Source organism: Amycolatopsis sp. NPDC026612, assembly GCF_040638285.1.
Lineage (GTDB): Bacteria > Actinomycetota > Actinomycetes > Mycobacteriales > Pseudonocardiaceae > Amycolatopsis.
On record NZ_JBEZYB010000011.1, the window covers coordinates 1 to 23,737 of the forward strand.

21 protein-coding genes and 1 tRNA gene are annotated in these 23,737 nt (G+C 68.8%); 9 read left to right on the forward strand and 13 right to left on the reverse strand.

The annotated features are described in order from the left end of the window. Nucleotides 1-53: 53 nt before the first annotated feature. The 9 genes from AB0F15_RS13800 to dnaA form a co-directional block, all read right to left on the reverse strand. Nucleotides 54-127, reverse strand: a tRNA-Ile gene (locus AB0F15_RS13800). A gap of 49 nt (nucleotides 128-176) precedes the next feature. After that, entirely contained in the window at nucleotides 177-857 is a 681-nt protein-coding gene (locus AB0F15_RS13805) for a DUF3566 domain-containing protein (RefSeq protein WP_360269771.1), read from the reverse strand. A 49-nt stretch (nucleotides 858-906) separates the two neighbouring features. Then, entirely contained in the window at nucleotides 907-3,471 is a 2,565-nt protein-coding gene (gyrA, locus tag AB0F15_RS13810) for a DNA gyrase subunit A (protein WP_360269772.1), read from the reverse strand. Between the two features lie 52 nt (nucleotides 3,472-3,523). Then, nucleotides 3,524-5,491, reverse strand: coding sequence for a DNA topoisomerase (ATP-hydrolyzing) subunit B (gyrB, locus tag AB0F15_RS13815; RefSeq protein WP_360269774.1), 1,968 nt, complete (start codon nucleotides 5,489-5,491; stop codon nucleotides 3,524-3,526). A 197-nt stretch (nucleotides 5,492-5,688) separates the two neighbouring features. Beyond that, on the reverse strand, nucleotides 5,689-6,177 hold the full coding sequence (locus tag AB0F15_RS13820) for a DciA family protein (protein WP_360270001.1): 489 nt from the start codon (nucleotides 6,175-6,177) through the stop codon (nucleotides 5,689-5,691). 259 nt (nucleotides 6,178-6,436) lie between these two features. After that, nucleotides 6,437-7,591, reverse strand: a complete 1,155-nt coding sequence (recF, locus tag AB0F15_RS13825) for a DNA replication/repair protein RecF (protein WP_360269775.1) — start codon at nucleotides 7,589-7,591, stop codon at nucleotides 6,437-6,439. Nucleotides 7,592-7,618: 27 nt separating this feature from the next. Further along, on the reverse strand, nucleotides 7,619-8,509 hold the full coding sequence (gnd, locus tag AB0F15_RS13830) for a phosphogluconate dehydrogenase (NAD(+)-dependent, decarboxylating) (RefSeq protein ID WP_360269777.1): 891 nt from the start codon (nucleotides 8,507-8,509) through the stop codon (nucleotides 7,619-7,621). Nucleotides 8,510-8,541: 32 nt separating this feature from the next. Then, on the reverse strand, nucleotides 8,542-9,675 hold the full coding sequence (gene dnaN / locus AB0F15_RS13835; protein ID WP_360269779.1) for a DNA polymerase III subunit beta: 1,134 nt from the start codon (nucleotides 9,673-9,675) through the stop codon (nucleotides 8,542-8,544). A gap of 879 nt (nucleotides 9,676-10,554) precedes the next feature. Then, nucleotides 10,555-12,168, reverse strand: coding sequence for a chromosomal replication initiator protein DnaA (gene dnaA / locus AB0F15_RS13840; RefSeq protein WP_360269781.1), 1,614 nt, complete (start codon nucleotides 12,166-12,168; stop codon nucleotides 10,555-10,557). A 606-nt stretch (nucleotides 12,169-12,774) separates the two neighbouring features. On the opposite strand from dnaA, the gene rpmH reads away from it, so the two are divergent. The 8 genes from rpmH to AB0F15_RS13880 all read left to right on the forward strand — a co-directional run bounded on the left by rpmH (nucleotide 12,775) and on the right by AB0F15_RS13880 (nucleotide 18,465). Next, a complete protein-coding gene (rpmH, locus tag AB0F15_RS13845; RefSeq protein ID WP_013231070.1) occupies nucleotides 12,775-12,918 on the forward strand; it encodes a 50S ribosomal protein L34 in 144 nt (47 codons plus the stop codon). A gap of 20 nt (nucleotides 12,919-12,938) precedes the next feature. After that, on the forward strand, nucleotides 12,939-13,376 hold the full coding sequence (gene rnpA, locus AB0F15_RS13850) for a ribonuclease P protein component (RefSeq protein WP_360269783.1): 438 nt from the start codon (nucleotides 12,939-12,941) through the stop codon (nucleotides 13,374-13,376). 5 nt (nucleotides 13,377-13,381) lie between these two features. Further along, nucleotides 13,382-13,723 carry a membrane protein insertion efficiency factor YidD gene (yidD, locus tag AB0F15_RS13855; protein WP_360270003.1) on the forward strand — a complete coding sequence of 114 codons (342 nt, stop codon included), beginning with the start codon at nucleotides 13,382-13,384 and terminating at the stop codon, nucleotides 13,721-13,723. Nucleotides 13,724-13,728: 5 nt separating this feature from the next. Continuing rightward, nucleotides 13,729-14,889: a membrane protein insertase YidC gene (gene yidC / locus AB0F15_RS13860; RefSeq protein ID WP_360269785.1), complete on the forward strand. Its 1,161-nt coding sequence runs from the start codon at nucleotides 13,729-13,731 to the stop codon at nucleotides 14,887-14,889. Between the two features lie 30 nt (nucleotides 14,890-14,919). Then, nucleotides 14,920-15,474, forward strand: coding sequence for a R3H domain-containing nucleic acid-binding protein (locus AB0F15_RS13865; protein WP_360269787.1), 555 nt, complete (start codon nucleotides 14,920-14,922; stop codon nucleotides 15,472-15,474). A gap of 299 nt (nucleotides 15,475-15,773) precedes the next feature. Further along, nucleotides 15,774-16,466, forward strand: coding sequence for a 16S rRNA (guanine(527)-N(7))-methyltransferase RsmG (rsmG, locus tag AB0F15_RS13870; RefSeq protein WP_360269788.1), 693 nt, complete (start codon nucleotides 15,774-15,776; stop codon nucleotides 16,464-16,466). 56 nt (nucleotides 16,467-16,522) lie between these two features. Continuing rightward, nucleotides 16,523-17,467 carry a ParA family protein gene (locus AB0F15_RS13875; RefSeq protein ID WP_360269789.1) on the forward strand — a complete coding sequence of 315 codons (945 nt, stop codon included), beginning with the start codon at nucleotides 16,523-16,525 and terminating at the stop codon, nucleotides 17,465-17,467. Further along, nucleotides 17,464-18,465, forward strand: coding sequence for a ParB/RepB/Spo0J family partition protein (locus AB0F15_RS13880; RefSeq protein ID WP_360269790.1), 1,002 nt, complete (start codon nucleotides 17,464-17,466; stop codon nucleotides 18,463-18,465). Before AB0F15_RS13875 ends, AB0F15_RS13880 begins: the two co-directional genes overlap by 4 nt. 133 nt (nucleotides 18,466-18,598) lie before the next feature. Here AB0F15_RS13880 and AB0F15_RS13885 read toward each other — a convergent pair whose 3' ends face one another. Both AB0F15_RS13885 and AB0F15_RS13890 read right to left on the reverse strand, forming a co-directional pair. After that, entirely contained in the window at nucleotides 18,599-19,543 is a 945-nt protein-coding gene (locus tag AB0F15_RS13885; protein ID WP_360269792.1) for a D-alanine--D-alanine ligase, read from the reverse strand. 37 nt (nucleotides 19,544-19,580) lie between these two features. Then, entirely contained in the window at nucleotides 19,581-20,900 is a 1,320-nt protein-coding gene (locus AB0F15_RS13890; protein WP_360269794.1) for a PLP-dependent aminotransferase family protein, read from the reverse strand. Nucleotides 20,901-21,112: 212 nt separating this feature from the next. On the opposite strand from AB0F15_RS13890, the gene AB0F15_RS13895 reads away from it, so the two are divergent. Next, a complete protein-coding gene (locus AB0F15_RS13895; RefSeq protein WP_360269796.1) occupies nucleotides 21,113-21,757 on the forward strand; it encodes a GNAT family N-acetyltransferase in 645 nt (214 codons plus the stop codon). A gap of 210 nt (nucleotides 21,758-21,967) precedes the next feature. Here the strand turns inward: AB0F15_RS13895 and AB0F15_RS13900 are convergent, their stop codons facing one another. After that, nucleotides 21,968-23,119 carry an N-acetylmuramoyl-L-alanine amidase gene (locus AB0F15_RS13900; protein ID WP_360269798.1) on the reverse strand — a complete coding sequence of 384 codons (1,152 nt, stop codon included), beginning with the start codon at nucleotides 23,117-23,119 and terminating at the stop codon, nucleotides 21,968-21,970. Nucleotides 23,120-23,400: 281 nt separating this feature from the next. Further along, nucleotides 23,401-23,724: a thioredoxin gene (trxA, locus tag AB0F15_RS13905; protein ID WP_020642536.1), complete on the reverse strand. Its 324-nt coding sequence runs from the start codon at nucleotides 23,722-23,724 to the stop codon at nucleotides 23,401-23,403. Between the last annotated feature and the right edge of the window lie 13 nt (nucleotides 23,725-23,737).

The following is a 23,737-nucleotide window of genomic DNA, read 5'->3' on the forward strand; positions in this document are numbered from 1 at the left end:
GCAGGCAGCAAAAAGCCCGACTCACCAGTGAGGTGAACCGGGCTTGACCTGCGTGGGCCTACCAGGACTTGAACCTGGGACCTCTTCGTTATCAGCGAAGCGCTCTAACCGCCTGAGCTATAGGCCCTCGAACGAGAAGAACTTTACAGGACCCCCGAAGGGGCCCTGCAACGGGGTCACTCGCGTTCGGACAGGGTGACCTCGAGGCCGCCCGCCAGGTCTGCCGACACGTTGTAGATGAAGGCGCTCACCGTGGCCAGCGCCGAGACCAAGACGATGTTGATCGCGCCGAGGATGGCCGCGATGCCGAACACCCGGCCCGCGCTGATCAGCGGTTCGGCCGAGGCGTTGGGGCCTTCGCCGCCCACCAAGGACGAGTACGTGCCGTTCAGCTTGTCCCAGACGCCCATGCCGTCGAGGACCGTGTACAGCACGCCGACCGCCACCAGCCAGACGAAGAACATCGCGACGCCCAGTACCAGGGACAGCTTGAGCACCGACCACGGGTCGAACCGCTTCACCTGCAGCGACGCGCGGCGGGGGCCGCGGCCCGGGCGGCGCAGCGCGCTCGGGCGAGCTCGCTGCGTCGAGGCCGATGGGACGGCCTGTTCGCCGCCCGGTGGCGTGTCGCCGGCGCCGCCGAAGAGGCGGGGTGCCGCACTTCCCGTCACCACCGGGCGTTGTTCGGCGGTGACGGGCTGCGTCTCCCCGGCCGGGGGCTCGGCTTTGTACAGCGCCTCGTCCGTGGCCAGCTTGACCGTCGCTTCGGCGTCGCCTTCCTTGTCGACCCGCTGCCAAGGCGGGCTCGCCGGCGTTCCGTTCGAACCCGCTGCCTCGGGATTCTCGGATGGTGTCACGAAGAGTCAGTCCTTACCCGTGCCGTGGGGGCGCTGTCCGTAGCCGAACTTACTGCGCCGTCGTTTCTTCACCCGCTTCAGGTGCTTCCGGGGCGTCACCGGCGACTTCACCGGTGGTGTCCTCGGGGGTGTCACCATTGGCGACGTCCGAGGGCTCGTCCGCGTTGCGTGCGACCGCGAGAAGAGTGGTGCCTTCGCCGAGATTCATCAGCCGGACCCCCTTCGTCTGCCGTCCTGCCTTGCGCACGTCGCCCGCCGGCGTCCGGATCACGCCGCCGCTCGAGGTGATCGCGTAGAGCTCGTCCTCGGCGTCGACGATGAGCGCACCCACCAGCCTGCCACGTTTCCGGTCGTGCTGAATGGTGAGCACGCCCTTGCCGCCGCGGCCCTGGACCGGGTAGTCCTCGATCGCCGTGCGCTTCGAGTAGCCGCCGTCGGTGGCCACCAGCAGGAACTTGCCCTCCTTGACCACGCTGATACCCAGCAGCTCGTCACCGTCGTTGAACCGCATGCCCATCACGCCGGACGTCGGGCGGCCCATCGGCCGCAGCGCCTCGTCGGTCGCGTGGAAGCGGATGGACTGGCCTTCCGCCGACACCAGCAGCAGGTCGTCCTCGGCCGCTGCCAGCACCGCGCCGACCAGCTCGTCGCCTTCGCGGAGGTTGATGGCGATGAGGCCGCCGGAGCGGTTGGAGTCGAAGTCGGTGAGCTTGGTCTTCTTCACCAGGCCGCGCTTGGTGGCGAGCACCAGGTACGGCGCGACCTCGTAGTTCTTGATCTGGATGACCTGGGCGATCTTCTCGTCCGGCTGGAACGCCATCAGGTTCGCCACGTGCTGGCCGCGCGCGTTGCGGTTGGCCTCGGGCAGGTCGTACGCCTTGGTCCGGTAGACGCGGCCCTTGTTCGTGAAGAACAGGATCCAGTCGTGCGTCGAGCAGACGAAGAAGTGCTGGACGATGTCGTCCTGCTTGAGCGTCGCGCCCTGCACGCCCTTGCCGCCGCGCTTCTGCGAGCGGTAGAGATCCGTTTTCGTCCGCTTGGCGTACCCCGTGCGGGTGATGGTGACGACGACGTCCTCGACCGCGATGAGCTCTTCGTCGGTGACGTCGCCGCTGAAGCCGATGATCTTCGTGCGCCGGTCGTCGCCGTACTTCTCGACGATCGCCATCAGCTCGTCGCGGATGATCGCGCGCTGGCGCTCCGGCTTCTCGAGGATGTCCTTGAGGTCGGCGATCTCCAGTTCGATCTCGGCCAGCTGGTCGATGATCCGCTGGCGCTCCAGTGCGGCGAGGCGCCGCAGCTGCATGTCGAGGATCGCGGTCGCCTGGATTTCGTCGACGTCCAGCAGCTCCATCAGGGCCGGCCGGGCTTCGTCCGCCGAGGGCGACCGCCGGATGAGGGCAATGACCTCGTCGAGCATGTCCAGCGCCTTGACGTACCCACGCAGGATGTGGGCCCGCTCTTCGGCCTTCTTCAGGCGGAAGCGGGTCCGCCGGACGATGACTTCGACCTGGTGGTTCACGTAGTGCCGGATGATCTGGTCGAGCCGCAGCGTGCGCGGCACGCCGTCGACCAGCGCCAGCATGTTGACGCCGAAGTTCTGCTGCAGCTGGGTGTGCTTGAACAGGTTGTTCAGCACGACCTTCGCGACCGCGTCCCGCTTGATCGTGACGACGATCCGCATGCCCGAACGGCTGTTGGACTCGTCGGCGATGTCGGAGATGCCGGTGAGCTTGCCGTCGCGGACCAGGTTCGCGATGTTCTCGACCAGGTTGTCCGGGTTGACCTGGTAAGGCAGCTCGGACACGACCAGGATCGTGCGGCCCTTCGCGTCCTCTTCCACCTCGACGATCGCGCGCATCCGGACCGAGCCGCGGCCGGTGCGGTAGGCGTCCTCGATGCCGGACGTGCCGAGGATCATCGCCTTCGTCGGGAAGTCCGGGCCCTTGACCCGCACCAGCAGCGCGGCCAGCAGCTCGTCGTCGGTCGCTTCGGGGTTCTCCAACGCCCAGACGACGCCCTCGGAGACCTCCCGCAGGTTGTGCGGCGGGATGTTCGTCGCCATCCCGACCGCGATCCCGGAACCACCGTTGACCAGCAGGTTCGGGAACCGGGACGGCAGGACGTCCGGCTCCTGCGTACGGCCGTCGTAGTTGTCGGAGAAGTCGACGGTGTCTTCTTCGATGTCGGCCAGCATCTGCATGGCCAGCGGCGCGAGCCGGGACTCCGTGTACCGCATGGCGGCCGCGGGGTCGTTGCCCGGCGAGCCGAAGTTGCCCTGCCCGTCGATCAGCGGGTACCGCATCGACCACGGCTGCGCGAGCCGGACCAGCGCGTCGTAGATCGCCGAGTCACCGTGCGGGTGGTAGTTGCCCATGACGTCGCCGACGACGCGGGAACACTTGTTGTACCCGCGGTCCGGCCGGAAACCGGAGTCGAACATCGAGTACAGCACCCGCCGGTGCACCGGCTTGAGCCCGTCCCGGACGTCCGGCAACGCGCGCGACACGATGACGCTCATCGCGTAGTCGATGTAGGAGCGCTGCATCTCCTGCTGGATGTCGACCGGTTCGATCCGGTCGTGGTCCGGAGCCGGCGGCAAGGTTTCCGTCATGAGGTCCTTCTCGAGTGCGGGGGTCCTGGCGGGACGAAGAACGGGGGGACGCCTACACGTCCAGGAAGCGCACGTCCTTGGCGTTGCGCGTGATGAACGAGCGGCGGGCCTCGACGTCCTCGCCCATCAGGACCGAGAACAGGTCGTCGGCCTGGGCGGCGTCATCGAGGGTGACCCGGCCCAGCAGCCGGTTGGCCGGGTCCATCGTGGTCTCCCACAGCTCTTCGGCGTTCATCTCGCCGAGACCCTTGTAGCGCTGGATCGCGTCGTCCTTCGGCAGCCGCTTGCCGGCCTCGACCCCCGCCCGGATGACGGCGTCGCGCTCGCGGTCGGAGTACGCGTACTCCGGCTCGGCCCGCGGCCACTTGATCTTGTACAGCGGCGGCCGCGACAGGAAGACGTGGCCGTGCTCGATCAGCGGCGTCATGAACCGGAACAGCAGGGTGAGCAGCAGTGTGGTGATGTGCTGGCCGTCGACGTCGGCGTCGGCCATCAGCACGATCTTGTGGTAGCGCAGCTTCGAGAGGTCGAACTCGTCGTGGATGCCGGTGCCGAGCGCGGTGATCAGCGACTGGACCTCGGTGTTCTTGAGGACGCGGTCGATGCGGGCCTTCTCGACGTTGATGATCTTGCCGCGGATCGGCAGGATCGCCTGGTACATCGAGTCCCGGCCCTCCTTGGCCGAGCCGCCGGCCGAGTCACCCTCGACGATGTAGAGCTCGCACTCCTCCGGCTTGGTGGAGCGGCAGTCCTTGAGCTTGCCGGGCAGGCCGCCGATGTCGAGCGCGCCCTTGCGGCGGACCAGGTCACGCGCCTTGCGCGCGGCCATCCGGGCCTGCGCCGAAGAGATCGACTTGTTGATGATCGTCTTCGCCTCGGTGGGGTTGCGCTCGAACCAGTCGGCCAGCCACTCGTTCGACGTCTGCTGCACGAACGTCTTGGCCTCGCTGTTGCCCAGCTTGGTCTTGGTCTGGCCCTCGAACTGCGGCTCGGACAGCTTGATCGAGACGATCGCGGCGAGACCCTCGCGCACGTCGTCACCGGTCAGGTTGGTGTCCTTCTCCTTGAGGAGCTTCTTGTCGCGCGCGTACGTGTTGACGACGCGGGTCAGCGCGGCGCGGAAGCCCTCTTCGTGGGTGCCGCCCTCGTGGGTGTTGATCGTGTTGGCGAACGTGTACACCGACGGCGTGAACCCGGTGTTCCACTGCATCGCGACCTCGACCTCGAGGCCGGGGCCCTTGGCGTCGAAGGAGATCACGCTGGGGTGGATCGGGTCCTTGCTGCCGTTGATGTGCTTGACGAAGTCCTCGAGCCCGCCCGGGTAGCAGTAGGTCTTTTCCTTGATCCGGGCGACCTTGCCCTCGGCGTCCGCTTCGGTCTCCTCGTCGGCGACGCGTTCGTCGCGCAGCGACAGCGTCAGCCCCTTGTTGAGGAACGCCATCTCCTGGAGCCGGCGCGAGATGGTCTCGAAGTTGTAGGTCGTCGTCTCGAAGATGCCGCTGTCGGCCCAGAACGTGATCGTGGTGCCGGTCTCGTTCGCCGGGCCGAGGTCTTCGAGGGTTCCAGGGATCTGATCGGTGTACAGCTGGCGCCAGCTGCGGCCGCCGTACTTGACCTCGGCGAGCAGTCTCGTCGAGAGCGCGTTCACCACGGAGACGCCGACGCCGTGCAGGCCGCCGGACACCGCGTACGAGTCGCTGTCGAACTTGCCGCCCGCGTGGAGGACGGTGAGCACGACCTCGAGGGTCGGCTTCTTCTCCTTGGGGTGCATGTCGACCGGGATGCCGCGGCCGTCGTCGACGACGCGCACCCCGCCGTCGGCGAGAAGAGTAACCTCGACCTTGGTGGCGTGACCGGCCATCGCCTCGTCGACCGAGTTGTCGACGACCTCCTGGACGAGGTGGTGCAGCCCGCGTTCGCTGGTGGAACCGATGTACATGCCAGGGCGCTTGCGGACCGCCTCGAGGCCTTCGAGCACCGTGATCGACGACGCGTTGTACTCGCTCTTGTTCTCGGTCACAGGCCTTGTTTCTCCTCGTCTAGCCCGAGCGGACGTTCGCTCCCTCCCAGTGTACTTGGCCGCGTCCGCTGACATGCGGCAAGGACACCCCTGAACGCGTCACAGACGGACGAAATCGGTTCGAGCCAAGTCTTGACGTATTTCGGCGGGTCTGGATGCGTTCTCGGCGCATTCAACCGAGCTTGGCGCAACCCGGGTCAGCCGTACGTGTCACGAGGGCCGCGACCCGGCACGTGACGGGGCCCTTTCCGCCAGCTCGGGGCGGTCGGCCCCTGGATCCGCATCCGCTTCACGACCCCGTTGCCGACCCCCGCCGCGATCTTGGCCAGCAGCTTTCCCTGCAGCAACCGGAGCTGGGTGGCCCACGCCGTCGAGCTGGCGCGGACGGTGAGCTCACCGTCTTTCAGCACGACCGGCTGGGCGTGTTCGGCGACGTCCTCCCCGACGAGCTTCGCCCACTGCGCGAACACCTGGGCGGTGGCCATGCTCCCGCCCCAGCCGCTGTTGTTGACCAGGTTCCGCACGAGCCGGCCGAGCGGCTGGGGGTCGCGCGCGTCCGCGCCCGGCCCCGACCAGCGGCGACGACGCGGGTTCTGCGACGTCCCGCGGACCGCGGGACGTCGCCCGGGCGGGGTGCCCCGTTCCTTCGCCTTGGCTTTCGCGGCCTCGAGCGCGGCGTGCGCCAGGTCGCGGCCCGTCGGAGGCGTCCCGTTCGGAGCAGCGCCGCCTTCACTCTGCGTGCTCGGTGGTCGCTTCCCTGCTGGGTTATCGCCCGTGCGAGGGGTGTCAAGCGGCTGTTTCGGCGGTTTGGTGACGCCGGGCGATAACTCGGGCACGGGTTTATCCACACTGTCCACAGGTTTGTCCCCAGATCGGTGGGTAACTGCTGTGTCGACGATCACACGCGGTGCCCGGTTCGATCTAGCCGGTCTCCGTCCGCCCTGCTCAGCCACCCGAGATCTCACCGTCCGCCACCACGAACCGGTGGCCGGTCAGCTCCCGGGGTACGTCTTCGTCGACGGCCGCGGTCACCAGCACCTGTTCGGCGCTCGCGGCCACCTCGGCCAGCCGGGCCCGGCGCTTCCGGTCCAGCTCGGCGAACACGTCGTCGAGCAGCAGCACCGGCTCGCCCGCCTCCCCGCGCAGCAGCTCGTAGCTGCCGAGTCGGAGGCTGAGCGCGAACGACCACGACTCGCCGTGACTCGCGTAGCCCTTGGCCGGCGCGTCGCCCAGGATCAGCTCCAGCTCGTCCCGGTGCGGGCCGACCAGGCTGATCCCGCGCTCGAGCTCGGCCTTCCTGGCCTCTCCGAGCGCCTTCAGTAAGACGTCCTTCACGACCTCGGGTTGCGCCCGTTCACCGTCCGGGACGCCGTACGTCTCCGGCAGGCCCGCACCCAGCGACGACCGGTAGGCGATCTTCGCCGGCCGCGAGTCGGGCGCGACCCCCATGTACGCCGAAGCGGCGTACGGCGCGAGGTCGGCGACGAGGTTCAGGCGCGCGGCCAGCAGCTCCGCGCCCGTCACCGCGAGGTGGTCGTCCCAGACCTCGAGCGTCGACAGCGCATACGGGTCTTCGCGGCCGGTCCGGCGCTTGCCCGCCGTCTTGAGCAGGGCGTTGCGCTGCTTCAGCACCTTCTCGTAGTCCGCGCGGACCCCGGCGTAGCGCGGCGCGCGCAGCACCAGCAGCTCGTCGAGGAACCGGCGCCGCTCACCCGGGTCGCCACGCACGAGCGCGAGGTCCTCCGGCGAGAACAGCACCGTGCGCAGGATCCCGAGCACGTCACGCGGCCTGCCGACCGCACCGCGGTTGACCCGGGCGCGGTTCGCCCGGCCGGCGGTGATCTCGAGTTCGACGGTCAGCTCGCGGTCGTCGTTGACCACCGCGACCCGCACCAGCGCGCGCTCGCAGCCGTGCCGGATCAGCGGCGCGTCCGTCGCGACGCGGTGCGAGCCCAGTGTCGCGACGTACCCGATCGCCTCCAGCAGGTTGGTCTTGCCGCGGCCGTTCTGGCCGACCAGCACGGTCGGCCCCGGTTCGAGGGCGAGATCGGCCTGTGGCCAGGAGCGGAAGTCGGTGACCTGCAGGTGTCGCAGATACACGGTGCCTGCTTTCGGGGACCGCGCCCCTTATCCGCCGGCCTTCTTCACGGCGTGCCCGCCGAACTGGTTGCGCAGTGCCGCGACCGCGCGCATCGCGGCCGAGTGCTCCTGCCGCGAGGCGAATCGCGCGAACAGCGCGGCCGAGATGACCGGCGCCGGCACCGCGTTGTTGATCGCCTCTTCCAGCGTCCAGCGGCCTTCGCCCGAATCCTCGACGTAGCCCTCGAGGTCGTCCAGCTCCGGGTCCTCGTCGAGCGCGCGCACGAGCAGGTCGAGCAGCCAGGACCGGACGACCGTGCCGCGCTGCCAGCCCTTGATCACCGCGGGCACGTCGTTGACGACCTTGGCCGCCTCGAGCAGCTCGAAGCCCTCGGCGAAGGCCTGCATCATGCCGTACTCGATGCCGTTGTGGATCATCTTCGCGTAGTGACCCGCGCCGACGTCGCCCGCGTGCGAGAAGCCCTCTTCGCGGGGCCCCTCGGGACGCAGCGCGTCGAAGATCGGCATCGCCCGCTCGACGTCGGCGGCCGCGCCACCGACCATCAGGCCGTAGCCGTTGTCCTTGCCCCACACACCGCCGGAGACACCGCAGTCGGCGTAGCCGATGCTCTTCGCGGCCAGCAGGTCGGCGTTCAGCTTGTCGTCGGTGTACTTGGAGTTGCCACCGTCGATGACCATGTCGCCGGCGGAGAGCAGGTTGCCCAGCTCCGTGACCGTCTGCCGGGTCGGCTCGCCGGCCGGCACCATGATCCACACGATCCGCGGAGCGTCCAGTTTGGACACGAGGTCTTCGAGCGAAGTCGTGTCGCTGACGTCCGGGTTGCGGTCGTAGCCGACCACCTCGTGACCGGCCGCACGCAGCCGCTCACGCATGTTGAAGCCCATCTTGCCCAGGCCGATCAGACCGAGCTGAACCATGAGATCCCCTTACGTGCTCAAGAAAGTGACGGTCAGCCCGGGAGGCGGACCGGCATCAGGAGGTAGAGGTAGCCGGGGACGACGTTGCCCTCCGGATCGGCGGGCTTGATGAGCGCGGGCCGGTTCGGTGTCGTGAACGTCAGCTCCGCCCGGTCGCTGTGGAGCGCGCCGAGGCCGTCGACGAGGTACCCCGGGTTGAACGCGATGGTCACCGGCTCACCTTCGTACTCGACCTGCAGCTCCTCTTCTGCGCTGCCCTCGTCGTCACCACCCGCGGACAACCGCAGCGTGTTGTCCCCGAATTCCAGTCGTACCTGAGTCCCCCGCTCCGCGACCAGCGAAACGCGCTTGATGGACTCGGTGAGCGCCGACACTTCGATGACCGCGCGCGAGGTGTGCGTCGCCGGCAGCAGCTGGCGGTACGGCGGGAATTCCGCGTCGAGCAGCCGGGTCGTCGTGTAGCGCCCGGAACCGGACAGACCGAGCAGGCCTTCGCCGCTGGCGAGGGCGAGGCGGATCGTGGCGCCGCTCGCGCCGAGCGTCTTGGCCGCTTCGGCGAGGGTGCGTGCCGGGACGAGCACCGCGGCGTCGGCGAGCCCCTCGGCCGGCTGCCAGGTGAACTCGCGCATGGCGAGCCGGAACCGGTCGGTCGCGACCAGGGTCAGCGAGCTGCCGGAGATCTCGAGCCGCATGCCGGTGAGCATCGGCAGCGTGTCGTCCTTGCCCGCGGCGACGACGACCTGGGTGACGGCCTGGCCGAACGCGTCGCCGGCGAGCTCCCCCGCGAAGGCGGGCTGCGACGGCAGCTGCGGGTAATCCTCGACCGGCATGGTCGGCAGAGAGAACCGCGCACTGCCGCAGGTGATGGTGGCGCGCGCGCCGTCGACGGAGATCTCGACCGGCTGCGCGGGCAGCGACTTGGTGATGTCGGCGAGCAGGCGCCCGGACACCAGCAGGCGGCCGCCGTCGGCGATCGTCGCCGGGACCCCGACCGTGGCGGAGACCTCGTAGTCGAAGCCGGAGACCGTCAGCGCGTCGGTGTCGCCATCCGAACCAGCGTCGAGGAGGACACCGCCCAGCACCGGCACCGGAGGCCGGGAAGGGAGGCTTCTGGCCACCCACGCGACGGCGTCGGCGAGCCCATCACGCTCGACGCGGATCTTCATGCGCGCATCCTTTCGACGACCGAGCCGGGGTCGGCTCGGGCCAGGCCTCGGTTCTGGCTGGGCAGTGACCGGCTGCCTCGTCCGGCCGGTCCGCTCTCCGCGTCGGCGACCGGAGCACGGACCAGGTGCAGGCATCCACGTTAGGCCGTCGTGGCGGTCGGCGTCACCTCGGCCTCCCCTTGACTTTGTCGACTTGACGACACGATCTCGCGGCTGTCCCCAACTTCGTCCTCCGCCTGTTTTTATCTTTTTCTCTCTTCCAAGAGATCTAAAGGCAGTAGCAGTAATAGGCGTTGTGGATTGTGTGGATTGAGCTCGTTCGCGCAGGTGGGACGGCCTGCGGCCATGTGGAGAACCCTGGTGGTGGATCTGTGGGTAACTCGGGGCGTCCGTGGATGGTTTCGGCCGACCCCCGATTCGTCCACAGTTGTCCCCAGTTGTCCCCACAGTTGTCCCCAGGTGTGGGGTGATTTGTACCCAGGGTCTGGGGGTACCTGGAGGGGGCCGAATCGCCCTTCCGAGTGATCGGCCCCTCCTGTGCACAGCATGTGGGCAACCTGTGGAATCAGCGTGGACAAAGGTGTGGATGCGCTGTGGATGGCCTGTGGGCGGGGTGTGGACCGAATCCGCGTCATCGCTGGTAGGAGATCCGTTGGCACTGTGGGCAATCTGCCCACACGGTGGGGAAAACCCCTTGTGTACAAACAATTTTGACGAGTTTGCGAAGCGCGCGTACGCACGCTTCGCTGCTTCGCCGGCCTACGCTGCTTCAGACACTCCAAAGACGACTGTGTCCAATGACGACGGGGTGCAACGACGACAAAGGGGCGTCCACTCAATGTGGACGCCCCGAAGTCGTTGGGAGGTAAGGGAGAACTGCTACTGGCGGGCGCGCTGCTTGATGCGCGAGGTCAGCTCCTGCACCTGGTCGTAGATGCGCCGGCGCTCGGCCATCTCCTTGCGGATCTTCTTGTCCGCGTGCATGACGGTCGTGTGGTCGCGGCCGCCGAAGGTCTGCCCGATCTTCGGCAGGGACATGTCGGTCAGCTCGCGGCAGAGGTACATCGCGATCTGCCGGGCCGTGGCGAGCGCCTTCGTCTTGCCGGGACCGCAGAGGTCGTCGAGCGTCACGTCGAAGAATTCGGAGATGACGCCCATGATGGTCGGCGCGGTGATCTCCGGGGCGTGGGAGTCGGGGATGAGGTCGCGCAGCACGATCTCGGCGAGTGCGCTGTCCACCGGCTGCTGGTTCAGCGACGCGAACGCGGTGACGCGGATCAGCGCGCCTTCGAGCTCCCGGATGTTCGCCTCGACCCGCGAGGCGATGAACTCCAGGACGTCGCCCGGCACCGCCAGCCGATCCTGCGCCGCCTTCTTGCGGAGGATCGCGATGCGCGTCTCCAGCTCGGGCGGCTGGATGTCGGTGATCAGGCCCCACTCGAACCGCGTCCGCAGCCGGTCCTCCAGCGTCTCGAGGCGCTTGGGCGGCCGGTCGGAGCTGACGACGATCTGCTTGTTCGCGTTGTGGAGCGTGTTGAAGGTGTGGAAGAACTCTTCCTGCGTACCTTCTTTACCCTCCAGGAACTGGATGTCGTCGACGAGCAGGATGTCGATGTCGCGGTACCGCCGCTGGAAGGCGACCTTGCGGTCGTCGCGCAGGGAGTTGATGAAGTCGTTCGTGAACTCTTCGGTCGAGACGTACCGGACGCGCATGCCCGGGAAGAGCCGTTGCGCGTAGTGGCCGACCGCGTGCAGCAGGTGCGTCTTGCCGAGGCCGGACTCGCCCCAGATGAAGAGGGGGTTGTACGCACGGGCGGGTGCTTCGGCGACGGCGACCGCGGCCGCGTGGGCGAAGCGGTTGGACGCGCCGATGACGAACGTGTCGAAGGTGTACTTCTCGTTCAGCTTCGTCTTCGACGTCTGCGGCTGCGCCGGCGCGGTGTACGGCTGGCCGGCGATCGGCTGGCCGGAGAACGTCGGCCAGATCTCGTGGACCGCGGCGAGCGCCTCGCCTTCTTCGTCCACCTCTTCGTCGGTGTCGTCGCCGTCGTCCGGCTTCTGCGCGAGGGACTGGTGCGGGGGCAGCGGCGGCGCGGGTTCGGCGGGGCGCGGCGGCGGCATCATCGGGGTGCCGTTGGCCGCCAGCGGCGGTGCGGCTTCGAGGCTCGCGCCGTTTTCCACTCGGCCGGGTGACGGGGCGTAGCGCGGTGCGGCGGCCGGGGCGACCGCCTCGGTGTTGTCGACCTTCACCGCGAGCGAGATGGCGCGGCCGAGCCGCCGGGAGAGGGCGTCGGTGATCGCGCCGCGCAGCCCGCGTTCGATCGCTTCCTTCGCGAAGTCGCTGGGGGCCGCCAGGAGTGCCGTGCCGTCGAGCAGGCCGATGGGGCGGGTCACGCGCATCCAGGCACGCTGCTGGGGGGACAGGGTCCCGTCGGACAGTTCGCGTACCACCTGTTCCCAGATGACACCCAGATTGTGCTGGTGATCCGACACCTGTCTGGCTCCCCTCCCCTCGTCGGCGTGGACGGCCGAACCGGCCCCGGAACTCCCCGGTCACTCCACCCGGCGATCACAGGAGACCTGCCCGCGCACCGGCACAGCGCATATCCACATAGTTGTCCACAGCTGTGCACTAATGTACGGCGACCCGCGGTGCTGCCACCTGCGGGCTCGTCGTACGCCGGTGGGCACTCCACCACCCGGATACTCGTGCACCTCGACCGGTGACCCGAGAGAGGCACGCTAACAAGCCCGGCTCGTGGCCACAAGGCATCCTGGACGGCCAGCATTTCACGGTGCACGGCCGGTGGCCATTCGGTGCCACGGCGTCGACTTCGCCGTGCCCGGCGCCCGGTCGCGTACCGTGGCCGAGGGGGTGCTTACCGGCCGCCCGACGGGGGTGCGTACCCTCGTAAGGTCTCCCGTATGCGACGGGTGCGTTTCGCGTGCCCACGTTGTCGTCGCTCGTCGTGACGAGGCCACACGTTGGTAGGAGACACCAGAGACTGCCGTGCGCCCGCACGACACGCCAGGCGCTGGGGAAGGAATTCCTCCCCAGGGCTGGTGGGAACACGGACACCGCGAGACACAGGAGAAGCAGTGAGCAAGGGTAAGCGCACCTTCCAGCCGAACAACCGCCGCCGCGCGAAGACCCACGGGTTCCGCTTGCGCATGCGGACCCGCGCCGGCCGGGCCATCCTGGCGGCCCGCCGTCGCAAGGGCCGCGGCGCGCTGTCCGCCTGATCGCACGATCGGGGCGCGCCGTGCTGCCGGCTGCCGCACGCCTGCGGCGAAGTGAGGATTTCCGCGTGGTTCTCCGTCGCGGGTCCCGGGCAGGCAGGCGCCGCCTCGTCGTCCACGCCCTGACCACGGACCCGTCCGCGGCCGCCGACGCTGTGCAGTCGGCGGCCAGGGCGGGTTTTGTGGTGAGCAAGGCCGTCGGGAACTCGGTGGTCCGCCACCGCGTCAGCCGGCGGTTGCGTCATCTCGTTTCGGCCAGACTCGGAACACTGCCCGCCGGCACGGCGTTGGTCGTACGGGCATTGCCGCCGTCGTCGACCGCTTCCAGCGCCGAGCTCGGGTCCGATCTCGACGCCGCGTTGCGTCGGCTGGGGCTTCTGTCGTCGCGCCGTCCGGCCGGGGATGTCCCCTGCCCGACGCGTCCCGCGGACGCGGCCCCCGACCACGGATCAGCGGTGTGACCGACATGCGAGCCAGTCCCGAGCACGACTCAGCGCACGACCACTTCGATGACGGCACGGGCGAACCCGAGCCGCCGAGGCCCGGTCCCGTCGCCTGGGTTCTGCTGCTCCCCATCAAGCTCTACCGCAAGGCGATCTCGCCTTTCCTCCCACCGGCTTGCCGGTTCTACCCGAGCTGCAGCGCGTACGCAGTCGAAGCCCTCACCCGGCACGGTGCCGGCCGCGGCTCCTACCTCGCGTTGCGCCGGCTGCTGCGCTGCGGCCCCTGGACGCCACCCGGCCGCGATCCCGTGCCCGAGACGTTCTCGTGGCGACACCGCAGACCTGAAACCCCGATCGAGGAGTAGCAGCAGTGCTCGATTTCATCTACTACCCCGTGTCCTTCATCCTCTGGTGTTGGCACAAGGTCTTCGGGCTCGTCTTCGGGGAAGCGACGGCGATCTCCTGGATCCTCGGCATCATCTTCCTGACGTTCACCGTCCGCGGCATCATGTTCAAGCCGTTCGTGAACCAGGTCCGGTCGATGAAGAAGATGCAGGACTTCGCGCCGGAGATGAAGAAGCTCCAGAAGAAGTACGCGAACGACCGGCAGCGCCAGGCCGCGGAGATGCAGAAGCTCCAGAAGGAGCACGGTGTCAACCCGCTGGGCAGCTGCCTGCCGATGGTGCTCCAGATCCCGGTGTTCATCGGCCTGAACCACGTTCTCCGCGCGTTCACCATGCCGCCGCCCGGAGGCGGCGACAAGACCGAGAACTACTTCTTCAACCAGGCCGACGTCCACTCGTACGTCAGCGCGAAGCTCTTCGGCGTCAACCTCGGTGAAGCTGTCTACAACGGTGTCGGCGTCGTCAGCGGCGGGGCCGCGAACGTCGGCTTCCAGTGGAGCGTGCTCCCGGTCGCACTGCCGCTGATGATCGTCGCGTCCATCGCCACGCACCTCACCGCACGTCACTCGGTGGCCCGGCAGAACGTCGCGTCGGCCACCCCGCAGACCGCGATCATGAACAAGCTGACGATGTACATCTTCCCGCTCGGTGTGCTCGTCTTCGGTGCGCTGTTCCCGCTCGGCCTCCTCTTCTACTGGCTGGCGAACAACGGCTGGACCCTGATGCAGCAGCGGCTCGTCTACACGAAGATCGACAAGGAAGAGGCGGCCCGCAAGGCGGAGGCCGCCGAGAAGCGCGCGTCGCTCGGCCCGAAGCCGGGGCAGAAGCCGGCCGCGCCGAAGGTCGGGCAGAAGCCGGTCCAGCAGAAGAAGAACCAGCCGGCGCAGGGCGGCTCGCAGAAGAAGGTCATGAAGGCGGGCTCGGCCCACGGCTTCGCCCAGACCACGCCGGCGGAGGCGGCCGCCAAGGCCGCGGAGGCCGCTGAGACCGCCAAGGCGGACGGCGAGAAGACGGCGGAGCACAGCTCGGCTGCCGCGAACGGCCAGAACGGCTCGCAGGAGAACGGCACGGGCGTGCCGGGCCTCCTCAAAGACTCGACCAGGAAGTCGGGCCGGAAGCGCCGCTGAGGCGCGACCGGTTCGGAGAGGAGACGAATGATGTCGGAGACGATCGACACGATCGACGCCGATCAGGAAGACGTGACCCCGGCCGACGGCGAAGCGGGCGAGCAGAAGGCTGGAGGTGGCGAGGACATCCTCGTGCAAGAGGGTGACATCGCCGGCGACTACCTCGAGCGCCTGCTGGACCTGCTCGACTACGACGGTGACATCGACCTGGATGTGGAAGCCGGCCGCGCGATCGTGAGCATCGACGGCGGCGAGGACCTCGAGAAGCTCGTCGGGCCGCGTGGCACGGTGCTCGAGGCGCTGCAGGAACTGACCCGCCTGGCGGTCCAGCAGGAGACGGGCTCCCGCAGCCGCCTGATGCTGGACATCGCGGGCTGGCGCGCGGACCGTCGCGAGGAGCTGCGTGAGCTCGGCCGTTCGACGGCGGAGTCGGTCCTGAAGAGCGGCGAGCGGGTGCGGCTGCAGCCGATGAGCCCGTTCGAGCGCAAGGTGGTCCACGACGCGGTGGCGACGGTCTCGGGTGTCACGAGCGAGAGCGAGGGCGAAGACCCGAAGCGCCGTGTGGTGATCTTCCCGGAAGACTGAGCTTCGGTCTACGGAAGCGGCCTCATCCGACTGGTTCGGGTGGGGCCGCTTTCTTGTGCGCTGGACCTTCTTGTGCGCTGGAGGGTTGATGCGTAGCGGGCCGGATGAGTTCCCCGCGGCTCCCGGCGCCCGCCCGCGCGAATTACACGCGTGATGTTTCACGTGGAACGGGCCAAGGTTGCGGCCGGGTGAGTGGAGTTGTCCACATCTGCGGTCTGTCGGCTCGTTTTCGCGTCGACATCGGGGACAATCGATCGAGCGCGGTTTCACGTGAAACCGGCGGACGAGGAGTAGACGGAGTGAGCTTGGAGCAGGCCGCCGATGCGGTGCGGGCCGCGGCGGAGCGAGTGTTCGGCGAGCATCTCGAGCAAGCGGCCCGGTACGTCGAACTCCTCGAGCTGCACGGCGTCGAGCGTGGGCTGATCGGTCCGCGGGAGGTCGACCGGCTGTGGGAGCGGCACGTGCTCAACTCGGCGGTGATCGGTGAGCAGCTGCCCGAAGGCGCTCGCGTCGTCGACGTCGGGTCGGGGGCTGGGCTTCCGGGTGTACCGCTGGCGATCGCGCGACCGGACCTCGATATCGTCTTGCTCGAACCGATGGCCCGCCGGGTGGACTGGCTGGCCGAGGTGGCCGAGAAGCTGGAACTCCCGATCACCGTCGTCCGTGGACGCGCGGAGGAGCGGCCTGTGCGTGAGCAGCTGGGTGGCGCCGACATCGTCACCGCTCGCGCGGTCGCCCCGCTCGCTCGTCTCGCGGAGTGGTGCCTGCCGCTGGTCCGTGCCGATGGCTTTCTGGTCGCCCTCAAGGGCGCCAGCGCGGCGGACGAGATCGAGCGGGACGGTGCCGCCATCCGCAACGCCGGTGGGGCCGACCCCTTGATCATCGAGTGTGGTGCGGCGGTGCTCGAGGTCCCCAGCACGGTCGTGAAGATCCGTCGCCTGCCGTCGAAGACGGCGCCGGGCCAGCCGAGGGCACGGAGCAGGAAGCGCTAACGGGCCGCGATGTTCCACGTGAAACGACGCGACTCGACCACCGACCAGACGTCTAGATGGAGGAGGTGTCGAGACCGGTGAATCCCCCGCCGTCCGACTCCACGGAGACCAGCCACGACGTGGGCTGGACGCCGATCGCCGAAGAAGCCACCCGCGCCGCGCGCCTGCTGCACCCGGAGCGGACGCTTCCCCGCCCGGGCCGCCGCCGGGTGATGACCGTCGCCAACCAGAAGGGCGGCGTCGGCAAGACCACCAGTACGGTCAACCTCGCCGCCGCGCTCGCCGTCCACGGCCTGAAGACACTCGTCGTCGACCTCGACCCGCAGGGCAACGCGAGCACCGCGCTCGACGTCGACCACCGGTCCGGAACCCCCTCCATCTACGAGGTGCTCATCGGCGAGGTGACGCTCGCGGAGGCGGCGCAGCCAACCGAGCAGTCCCCCAACCTCTTCTGCGTCCCCGCGACGATCGACCTCGCCGGCGCCGAGATCGAGCTCGTCTCGATGGCGTCCCGCGAGTCCCGGCTCAAGGAGGCCATCTCCTCGGAGATCCTCGACGAGCTCGGGGTCGACTACGTCCTCATCGACTGCCCGCCGTCGCTGGGGCTGCTGACGGTCAACGCGATGGTCGCCGCGCAGGAGGTGCTCATCCCGATCCAGTGCGAGTACTACGCGCTCGAAGGTCTCGGGCAGCTGCTGAGCAACATCGAGCTCGTGCAGCAGCACCTCAACCGCGAGCTCCGCGTCTCGACGATCCTCCTCACCATGTACGACGGCCGCACCAAGCTGGCCGACCAGGTGACGAACGAGGTGCGGAACCACTTCGGCGACACCGTGCTGAAGACCGTCATCCCCCGCAGCGTGAAGGTGTCCGAGGCGCCCGGGTACGGCCAGACCGTGCTCGCCTACGATCCCGGTTCGCGCGGGGCGCTGAGCTACGTCGACGCGGCCAAGGAGATCGCCGAGCGCGGCGCCCAGATGGAGAAGGGTAGTTCGACATGACCGAGCGTCGAGGAGGGCTGGGGCGCGGCCTCGCCGCCCTGATCCCGACCGGACCCACCGGCAGTGGTCCCCTGCCCGCGCCCGGCGACGGGTCGGCGGCCGAGAAGAAGGCGGCTGAGGACAAGGGCTGGTTTGCGGCGAACGGTCAGGCGAAGCAGCACAGCGGCGAGGTCGCCGGGGCCGTCTACCGCGAGATCCCCGTCGGCTCGATCAAGCCGAACCCGAAGCAGCCGCGCCAGGTCTTCGACGAAGACGCGCTCGCCGAACTCGAGCACTCGATCCGCGCGTTCGGGCTCATGCAGCCCATCGTGGTTCGCGAGCTCGGGAACGACGAGTACGAGCTCGTCATGGGCGAGCGGCGGCTACGCGCTTCGCAGCAGGCGGAGCTCGAAGCGATTCCGGCGATCGTCCGGCAGACCGCCGACGAGTCGATGCTGCGCGACGCGCTCCTGGAGAACATCCACCGCGTCCAGTTGAACCCGCTCGAAGAGGCGGCGGCGTACCAGCAGCTGCTCGACGAGTTCGCGGTCACCCACGAGGAGCTGGCGAGCCGGATCGGCCGCAGCCGCCCGGTCATCACCAACACGATCCGGCTCCTCAAGCTCCCCCTGCCGGTGCAGCGCCGGGTGGCCGCGGGTGTCCTGTCGGCCGGGCACGCGCGTGCCCTGCTGTCGCTCGAGGACGCAGAGAGCCAGGAAGAGCTCGCCGCGCGCATCGTCGCGGAGGGCATGTCGGTCCGGGCGACCGAGGAAGCCGTCACGCTCAAGAAGAGCGAGAAGCCGGCCAAGCCGAAGGCCGCGCCGCGCAAGCCGATCCAGGCGCCGGGGTTGCAGGAGCTCGCGAACCGGCTTTCGGACCGCTTCGACACCCGCGTGAAGGTCGACCTCGGCCGCCGCAAGGGGCGGATCGTGCTCGAGTTCGGCTCGGTCGACGACCTCGAGCGGATCGTCTCGATCATCGACGCGAATGGGGCGAATCGGACACCGGAAACCGATTAGGGATCACCCCAGGGTGTTTCGTCACGGTGATGATTGCGGATCGGAGCGGTGAGAAGCACTCTCGGTGATGATCATTCGCGACACGAAAAAGGCCACCACCGAAGTTCGGTAGTGGCCTTTCGCGGGTCCGGAGTCAGCGAGAAATCGCGCGCGCGATCAGTTCGGCGAACACCGCGCCGAGCGACTTGCCCGCCGCCTCGATCGCCATCGGGACCGTCGACGTCTCGGTGAGACCCGGCGACGGGTTCACTTCCAGGAAGTGCACCGTGCCGTCCGCCAGCACGACCGCGTCGGTGCGGGAGATGTCGCGGAGGCCGAGCACGCGGTGCGCGGCGACCGCCAGTTCGGCCACGGCCTTGGCCGCGGCGTCGTCGAGGCGGGCCGGGGTGAAGAAGTCGGTCAGGCCGGCCGTGTAGCGGGCCGTGTAGTCGTACACGCCGCTCTCCGGGACGATCTCGACCGCGGGGAGGGCCTCGGGGCCGTCCTCACCCTCGATGACCGTCACGGCCACCTCCACGCCGTCGACGTACCGTTCCGCGAGGACGGTGTCGCCGTAGGCGAAGCAGCCGACCATCGCCGCCGGCAGTTCGGCCGCCTCGCGCACCACCTGCGTGCCGAGTGCGGAGCCGCCCTGGTCCGGCTTGAGGATCAGCGGCAGGCCGAGCGTCTCGACCATCGCGTCGAGCACCGCCTGGGCGCCGAGCTCGCGGAACGTGCTGTGCGGCAGCACGATCCAGGCCGGTGTCACGAACCCGGCGTTCTCGATCAGCGCCTTGGCCGTCGGCTTGTCCCACGCGCGGCGGCAACCCTGGGAGCCGGTGCCGACGAACGGCACGTCCAGCATCTCCAGCACCGTCTGCACCGAGCCGTTCTCGCCCTCGCCGCCGTGCAGTGCGACGACCACCGCGTCCGGGCGCTGCGTGCGCAGCCGCTCCAGCAGTCCCGCGTCGGTGTCCCACTCCTCGATGCCGAAGCTCTCGGACTTCAACGCCGCGGAGAGCCGTCGTCCGGACCTCAGCGAGACGTCGCGTTCGTGCGAGAGCCCGCCGGCGAGCACGGCAACGGTACGGTCGACCACCGTGGAAACTCCTTAGCTAGAACCGGAACGCGGTCGATCAGACCGTGTCCGGGGAAGGGTTCTGCGGCCCCTGGATCTGGCGCGAGACCACGCTACCGAAGGTGCGGGCGAGGTCCATTTCGGACTCCAGCACGGCGGCCAGCCGCCGCACGCCCTCGCGGATCCGCTCCGGCGTCGGGTAGCAGTAGGACAGCCGCATCTGGCGGCTGCCGAAGCCGTCGGCGTAGAAACCCGTCCCGGACGCGTACGCCACCCGGGCGGTCACCGCGCGCGGCAGCATCGCTTTCGTGTCGACGCCTTCCGGCACCGTCACCCAGACGTAGAAACCACCGTCCGGCTTGGTCCACGAGCAGCCAGGGGGCAGGTACTGGTCGAGCGCGGACAGGATCGCGTCGCGCCGCTCGCGGTAGTTCTCGCGGAACTTCTTGATCTGGCCCTTCCAGTCGTGCGTGGCCAGGTAGCGCGACACGATCATCTGGTTGAACGTCGGCGGGCACAGGGTCGCCGACTCCGCGGCGAGCACCAGCTTCTCGCGCACCGCGTGCGGCGCGAGGACCCAGCCGACGCGCAGCCCGGAGGCGAACGTCTTCGAGAACGAGCCGAGGTACACGACGTTGTCCGGGTCCGTCGAGCGCAGCGCCGGGTACGTCTGCCCGTCGAAGCCGAGCAGCCCGTACGGGTTGTCTTCCACGATCAGGACGCCGTGGGTGCGGCAGATCTCGAGGATCTCCGCGCGGCGTTCGACGGCCAGCGTGACGCCGGCGGGGTTGTGGAAGTTCGGGATCGTGTAGAGGAACTTGACCCGGCGGCCGGCTTTCTCGGTCTGGGCGAGCGCCGCGCGCAGTCCTTCGGGCACCAGGCCGTGTTCATCCATCGCCACGTGCACGACCTGCGCCTGGTAGGCGGCGAACGAGCCCAGCGCGCCGACGTACGACGGGCCTTCGGCGATCACGACGTCCCCGGGGTCGCAGAACAGCCGCGTGACCATGTCCAGGCCCATCTGCGAGCCGACGGTCACCACGACGTCGTCCGGGTGCGCCTTGATGCCCTCCAGGGCCATGATCTCGCAGATCTGCTCGCGCAGCACCGGAATGCCGTGCGCCGAGCCGTACTGAAGGGCCACCATGCCGTCTTCGGCGATGATCTCCGCGACCTGCGCCGACAGCGTGTCGAGCGGGAGCGCCGCCAGGTTCGGCATGCCGCCGGCCAGTGAAACCACCTCGGGCCGGCTGGCCACCGCGAACAGCGCCCGGATCTCGGAGGCGGTCATCCCGGCGGTGCGAGCGGCGTACCGCTCGAGGTGCGGGTCGAGGTTCTGGCGGCCGCTGTGCGGCTTGCTGGGGCGGTTCTCGGTCATCGACGATTCACCCGGGGCTCGGTGGACACGGTCACTCTCGCGGGAGCTGATGGATCCCATCGAGTGTAACCGGGCACCCATCAGGACCCCCTGACCTTTCGGTGCTCGTCACATCGGCCTATCCTCGACCGTGGCTCCTGTGTCGTGCTGCGGATGGTGCGCGGCTTGACGACCGGGCAGCCCGTCGGGAGCGCAGGTCAGGGAGGTCGCGGGTGTCGCGTCGCGTCGTGGGCGTCACACTGGACAACCTGGAGCACCTGCCGAAGAGCTGTCGCCGGTGCGTGTACTGGGAACTCGCCCCTCACCTGAAGCACCAGGCGGAGGAGTTCGGTGCCACCGAGGTCGAGAAGGAAGCCTGGGTCTCGAGCGTGCTGCTCGAGTGGGGTTCCTGCGGCCGCATCGTCTACAGCGACACGCTGCCGGTCGGGTTCGTGCTGTACGCCCCGCCGAACGCCGTTCCGCGCTCGCTGGCCTTCCCGACGTCGCCGCCGAGCGCGGACGCCGTCCTGCTCACCGCGTTCCAGATCCTCCCGGAGTTCCGCGGCGGCGGTCTCGGCCGGATGCTGGTGCAGGCGGTCGCCAAGGACCTCACCAAGCGCGGTGTCCGCGCGATCGAGGCGTTCGGCGACGCTCGCCCCGACGAGGCCGATCCGGACGGCGGCCACAGCTGCGTGCTGCCGGCGGCCTTCCTGCAGAGCGTGGGCTTCAAGACGGTCCGCCCGCACCAGAAGTGGCCTCGCCTGCGCCTGGAACTGCGCTCGGCGATCACCTGGAAGGAAGACGTCGAGGCGGCGCTGGAGCGGCTGCTCGGCCAGGTGACGATCACCACCGCCGAGCCGAGCCTCGGCCGCGCCTGACTCCCTGTTCGCAAACGTTTGCGCCGGTGCTGCGGCGTGCCTGAACGCGCCTGTGCACAACTGTGGAAAAACGACCGAGTTATCCACAGAGCGCTGCTAGGAGCGGTGGAAAAGCTGTGGATGACTGCCCCGAAACCTGGGGACGCGCCGATGGCGTCCCCAGGGGTGGTGGGGCAGGTGCAGGGAAGCCGCTAGGGGTTGTGGTCGGCCCTATTCGGCCTTGGCGAGCTCGTGCGCCAAGACGTCGGCGAAGGTGAACGTGCCCGTCGGCTGGTCGCCCTCGCCGAGGAGGTACAGGCGCTTCACGGCGATGAGGATGCCCTCGGCGACGATGTCGCGGAACGCCGGGTCGCCGAGCTTGCGGGCGTCGTCCGGGTTCGTCAGGTAGCCGATCTCGACCCGGACCGCCGGGCAGCGGGTGCGGGTGAAGATCTCCCAGGTCTTGTAGTGGGTGCGGCAGTCCAGCATGCCCGTGCGGGCCGCGACCTCCCGCTGGATGAAGCCGGCCAGCAGCTCACCGACGGTGGACGTGGTGCCGTTGCCGGTGCCGAAGTGGAAGCTCGCGATGCCCTGGGCGCGCGGCGAGCGGTTGCCGTCGCTGTGCAGGGACAGGAACAGGTCGGCGCCCGCGTCGTTGGCGAAGGCGGCGCGCTCCAGCTCGGTGGGGCTGTGGTTCGGGCCGCGGGAGATCAGTGCCTCCATGCCGGTGGCCTTCATCCGGCCCTCCAGGCGGCGCGCCAGGTCCCACGCGATGTCGGCCTCGCGGAGCGAGCCGGCGACCACGCCGAGGTCGTCGCCGCCGTGGCCGGGGTCGATCACGATGCGCTTGCCGCGCAGCCGCGGCCCGGCCTGGCGCACCTGCTCCTGCTCGCGCAGGAACACGGGGCGGCCGCCCCGTGCCCGCGGCGAGGACAGGCGGTGCAGCTCACGGATGGTCGCGGGACCGCACATGCCGTCCGGCGTCAGGCGCATGTCGCGCTGGAACGTCTTGAGGGCGCGCTCGGTCTGCGGGCCGAAGTAGCCGTCGGGGCGGCCGGCGTCGAAGCCGAGTTCGGTGAGCCGCTCCTGCAGCGTGAAGACGTCGTCTCCGTGGACGGGCGACGCGATCATGTACGACAGCGGGCGGCTGCCCAGGTGGTAGCTGGCGCCCTTGAGCGCCTGGAAGGTCGCCGGACCCACGATGCCGTCGGTCATCAGCCCACGACGCTGCTGGAAGGCGCGGATGGCGCCTTCGACGGCGACGTCGAACGTGCCGTAGTCGTCGTCGGTGCCGGTGACCGGCGGAAGCAGGTCCATCCCGGCCAGGATGGACCTGATCTCGGCGACGTCCGGACCGGCGTCACCGCGGCGGAGTACCCGCATGCACTCCTCGCTCTTCCTAAGGCACCGACTCGGGGGCTCGGTGCGTGGCAGGACTTCGGGAAAACCTTCACTGGGACGAGCCCAGGTGCTCTATTGTGCCTTGCCAACTCTGGGTGACAGCGTAGGCCCGGTAGGTAGGTCAAGGACCCATTCGTGGAGTACCCACCGTGGCCGCCGTCACGCTCGATTCACCCACGCGGACCAGATTCACCCGAACGACGAAGAACCCGGGGCCTACAGGACGATTCCCGCAGGCCCCGGGTTCGCCGGGCTTGGTCGGTTCAGAGGACGTCGGCGAGGTCCGACAGCAGCGCGGCCTTCGGCTTCGCGCCCACGATCTGCTTCACCGGCTTGCCGCCCTGGAACAGGATCAGCGTCGGGATGGACATCACCTGGTAGTCACGCGGCGTGTTCGGGTTCTCGTCGATGTCGATCTTGGCGATCGTCAGCTTCTCGCCGTTCTCGGCCGCGATCTCCTCGAGCACCGGGGCAACCATCTTGCACGGCCCGCACCAGGTGGCCCAGAAGTCGACCAGAACCGGCTTCTCGCTGGTCAGGACCTCGTCGACGAACGTCGCGTCGGTCACCTTCACGGTGTTGGACATGGTTTCTCCTTCG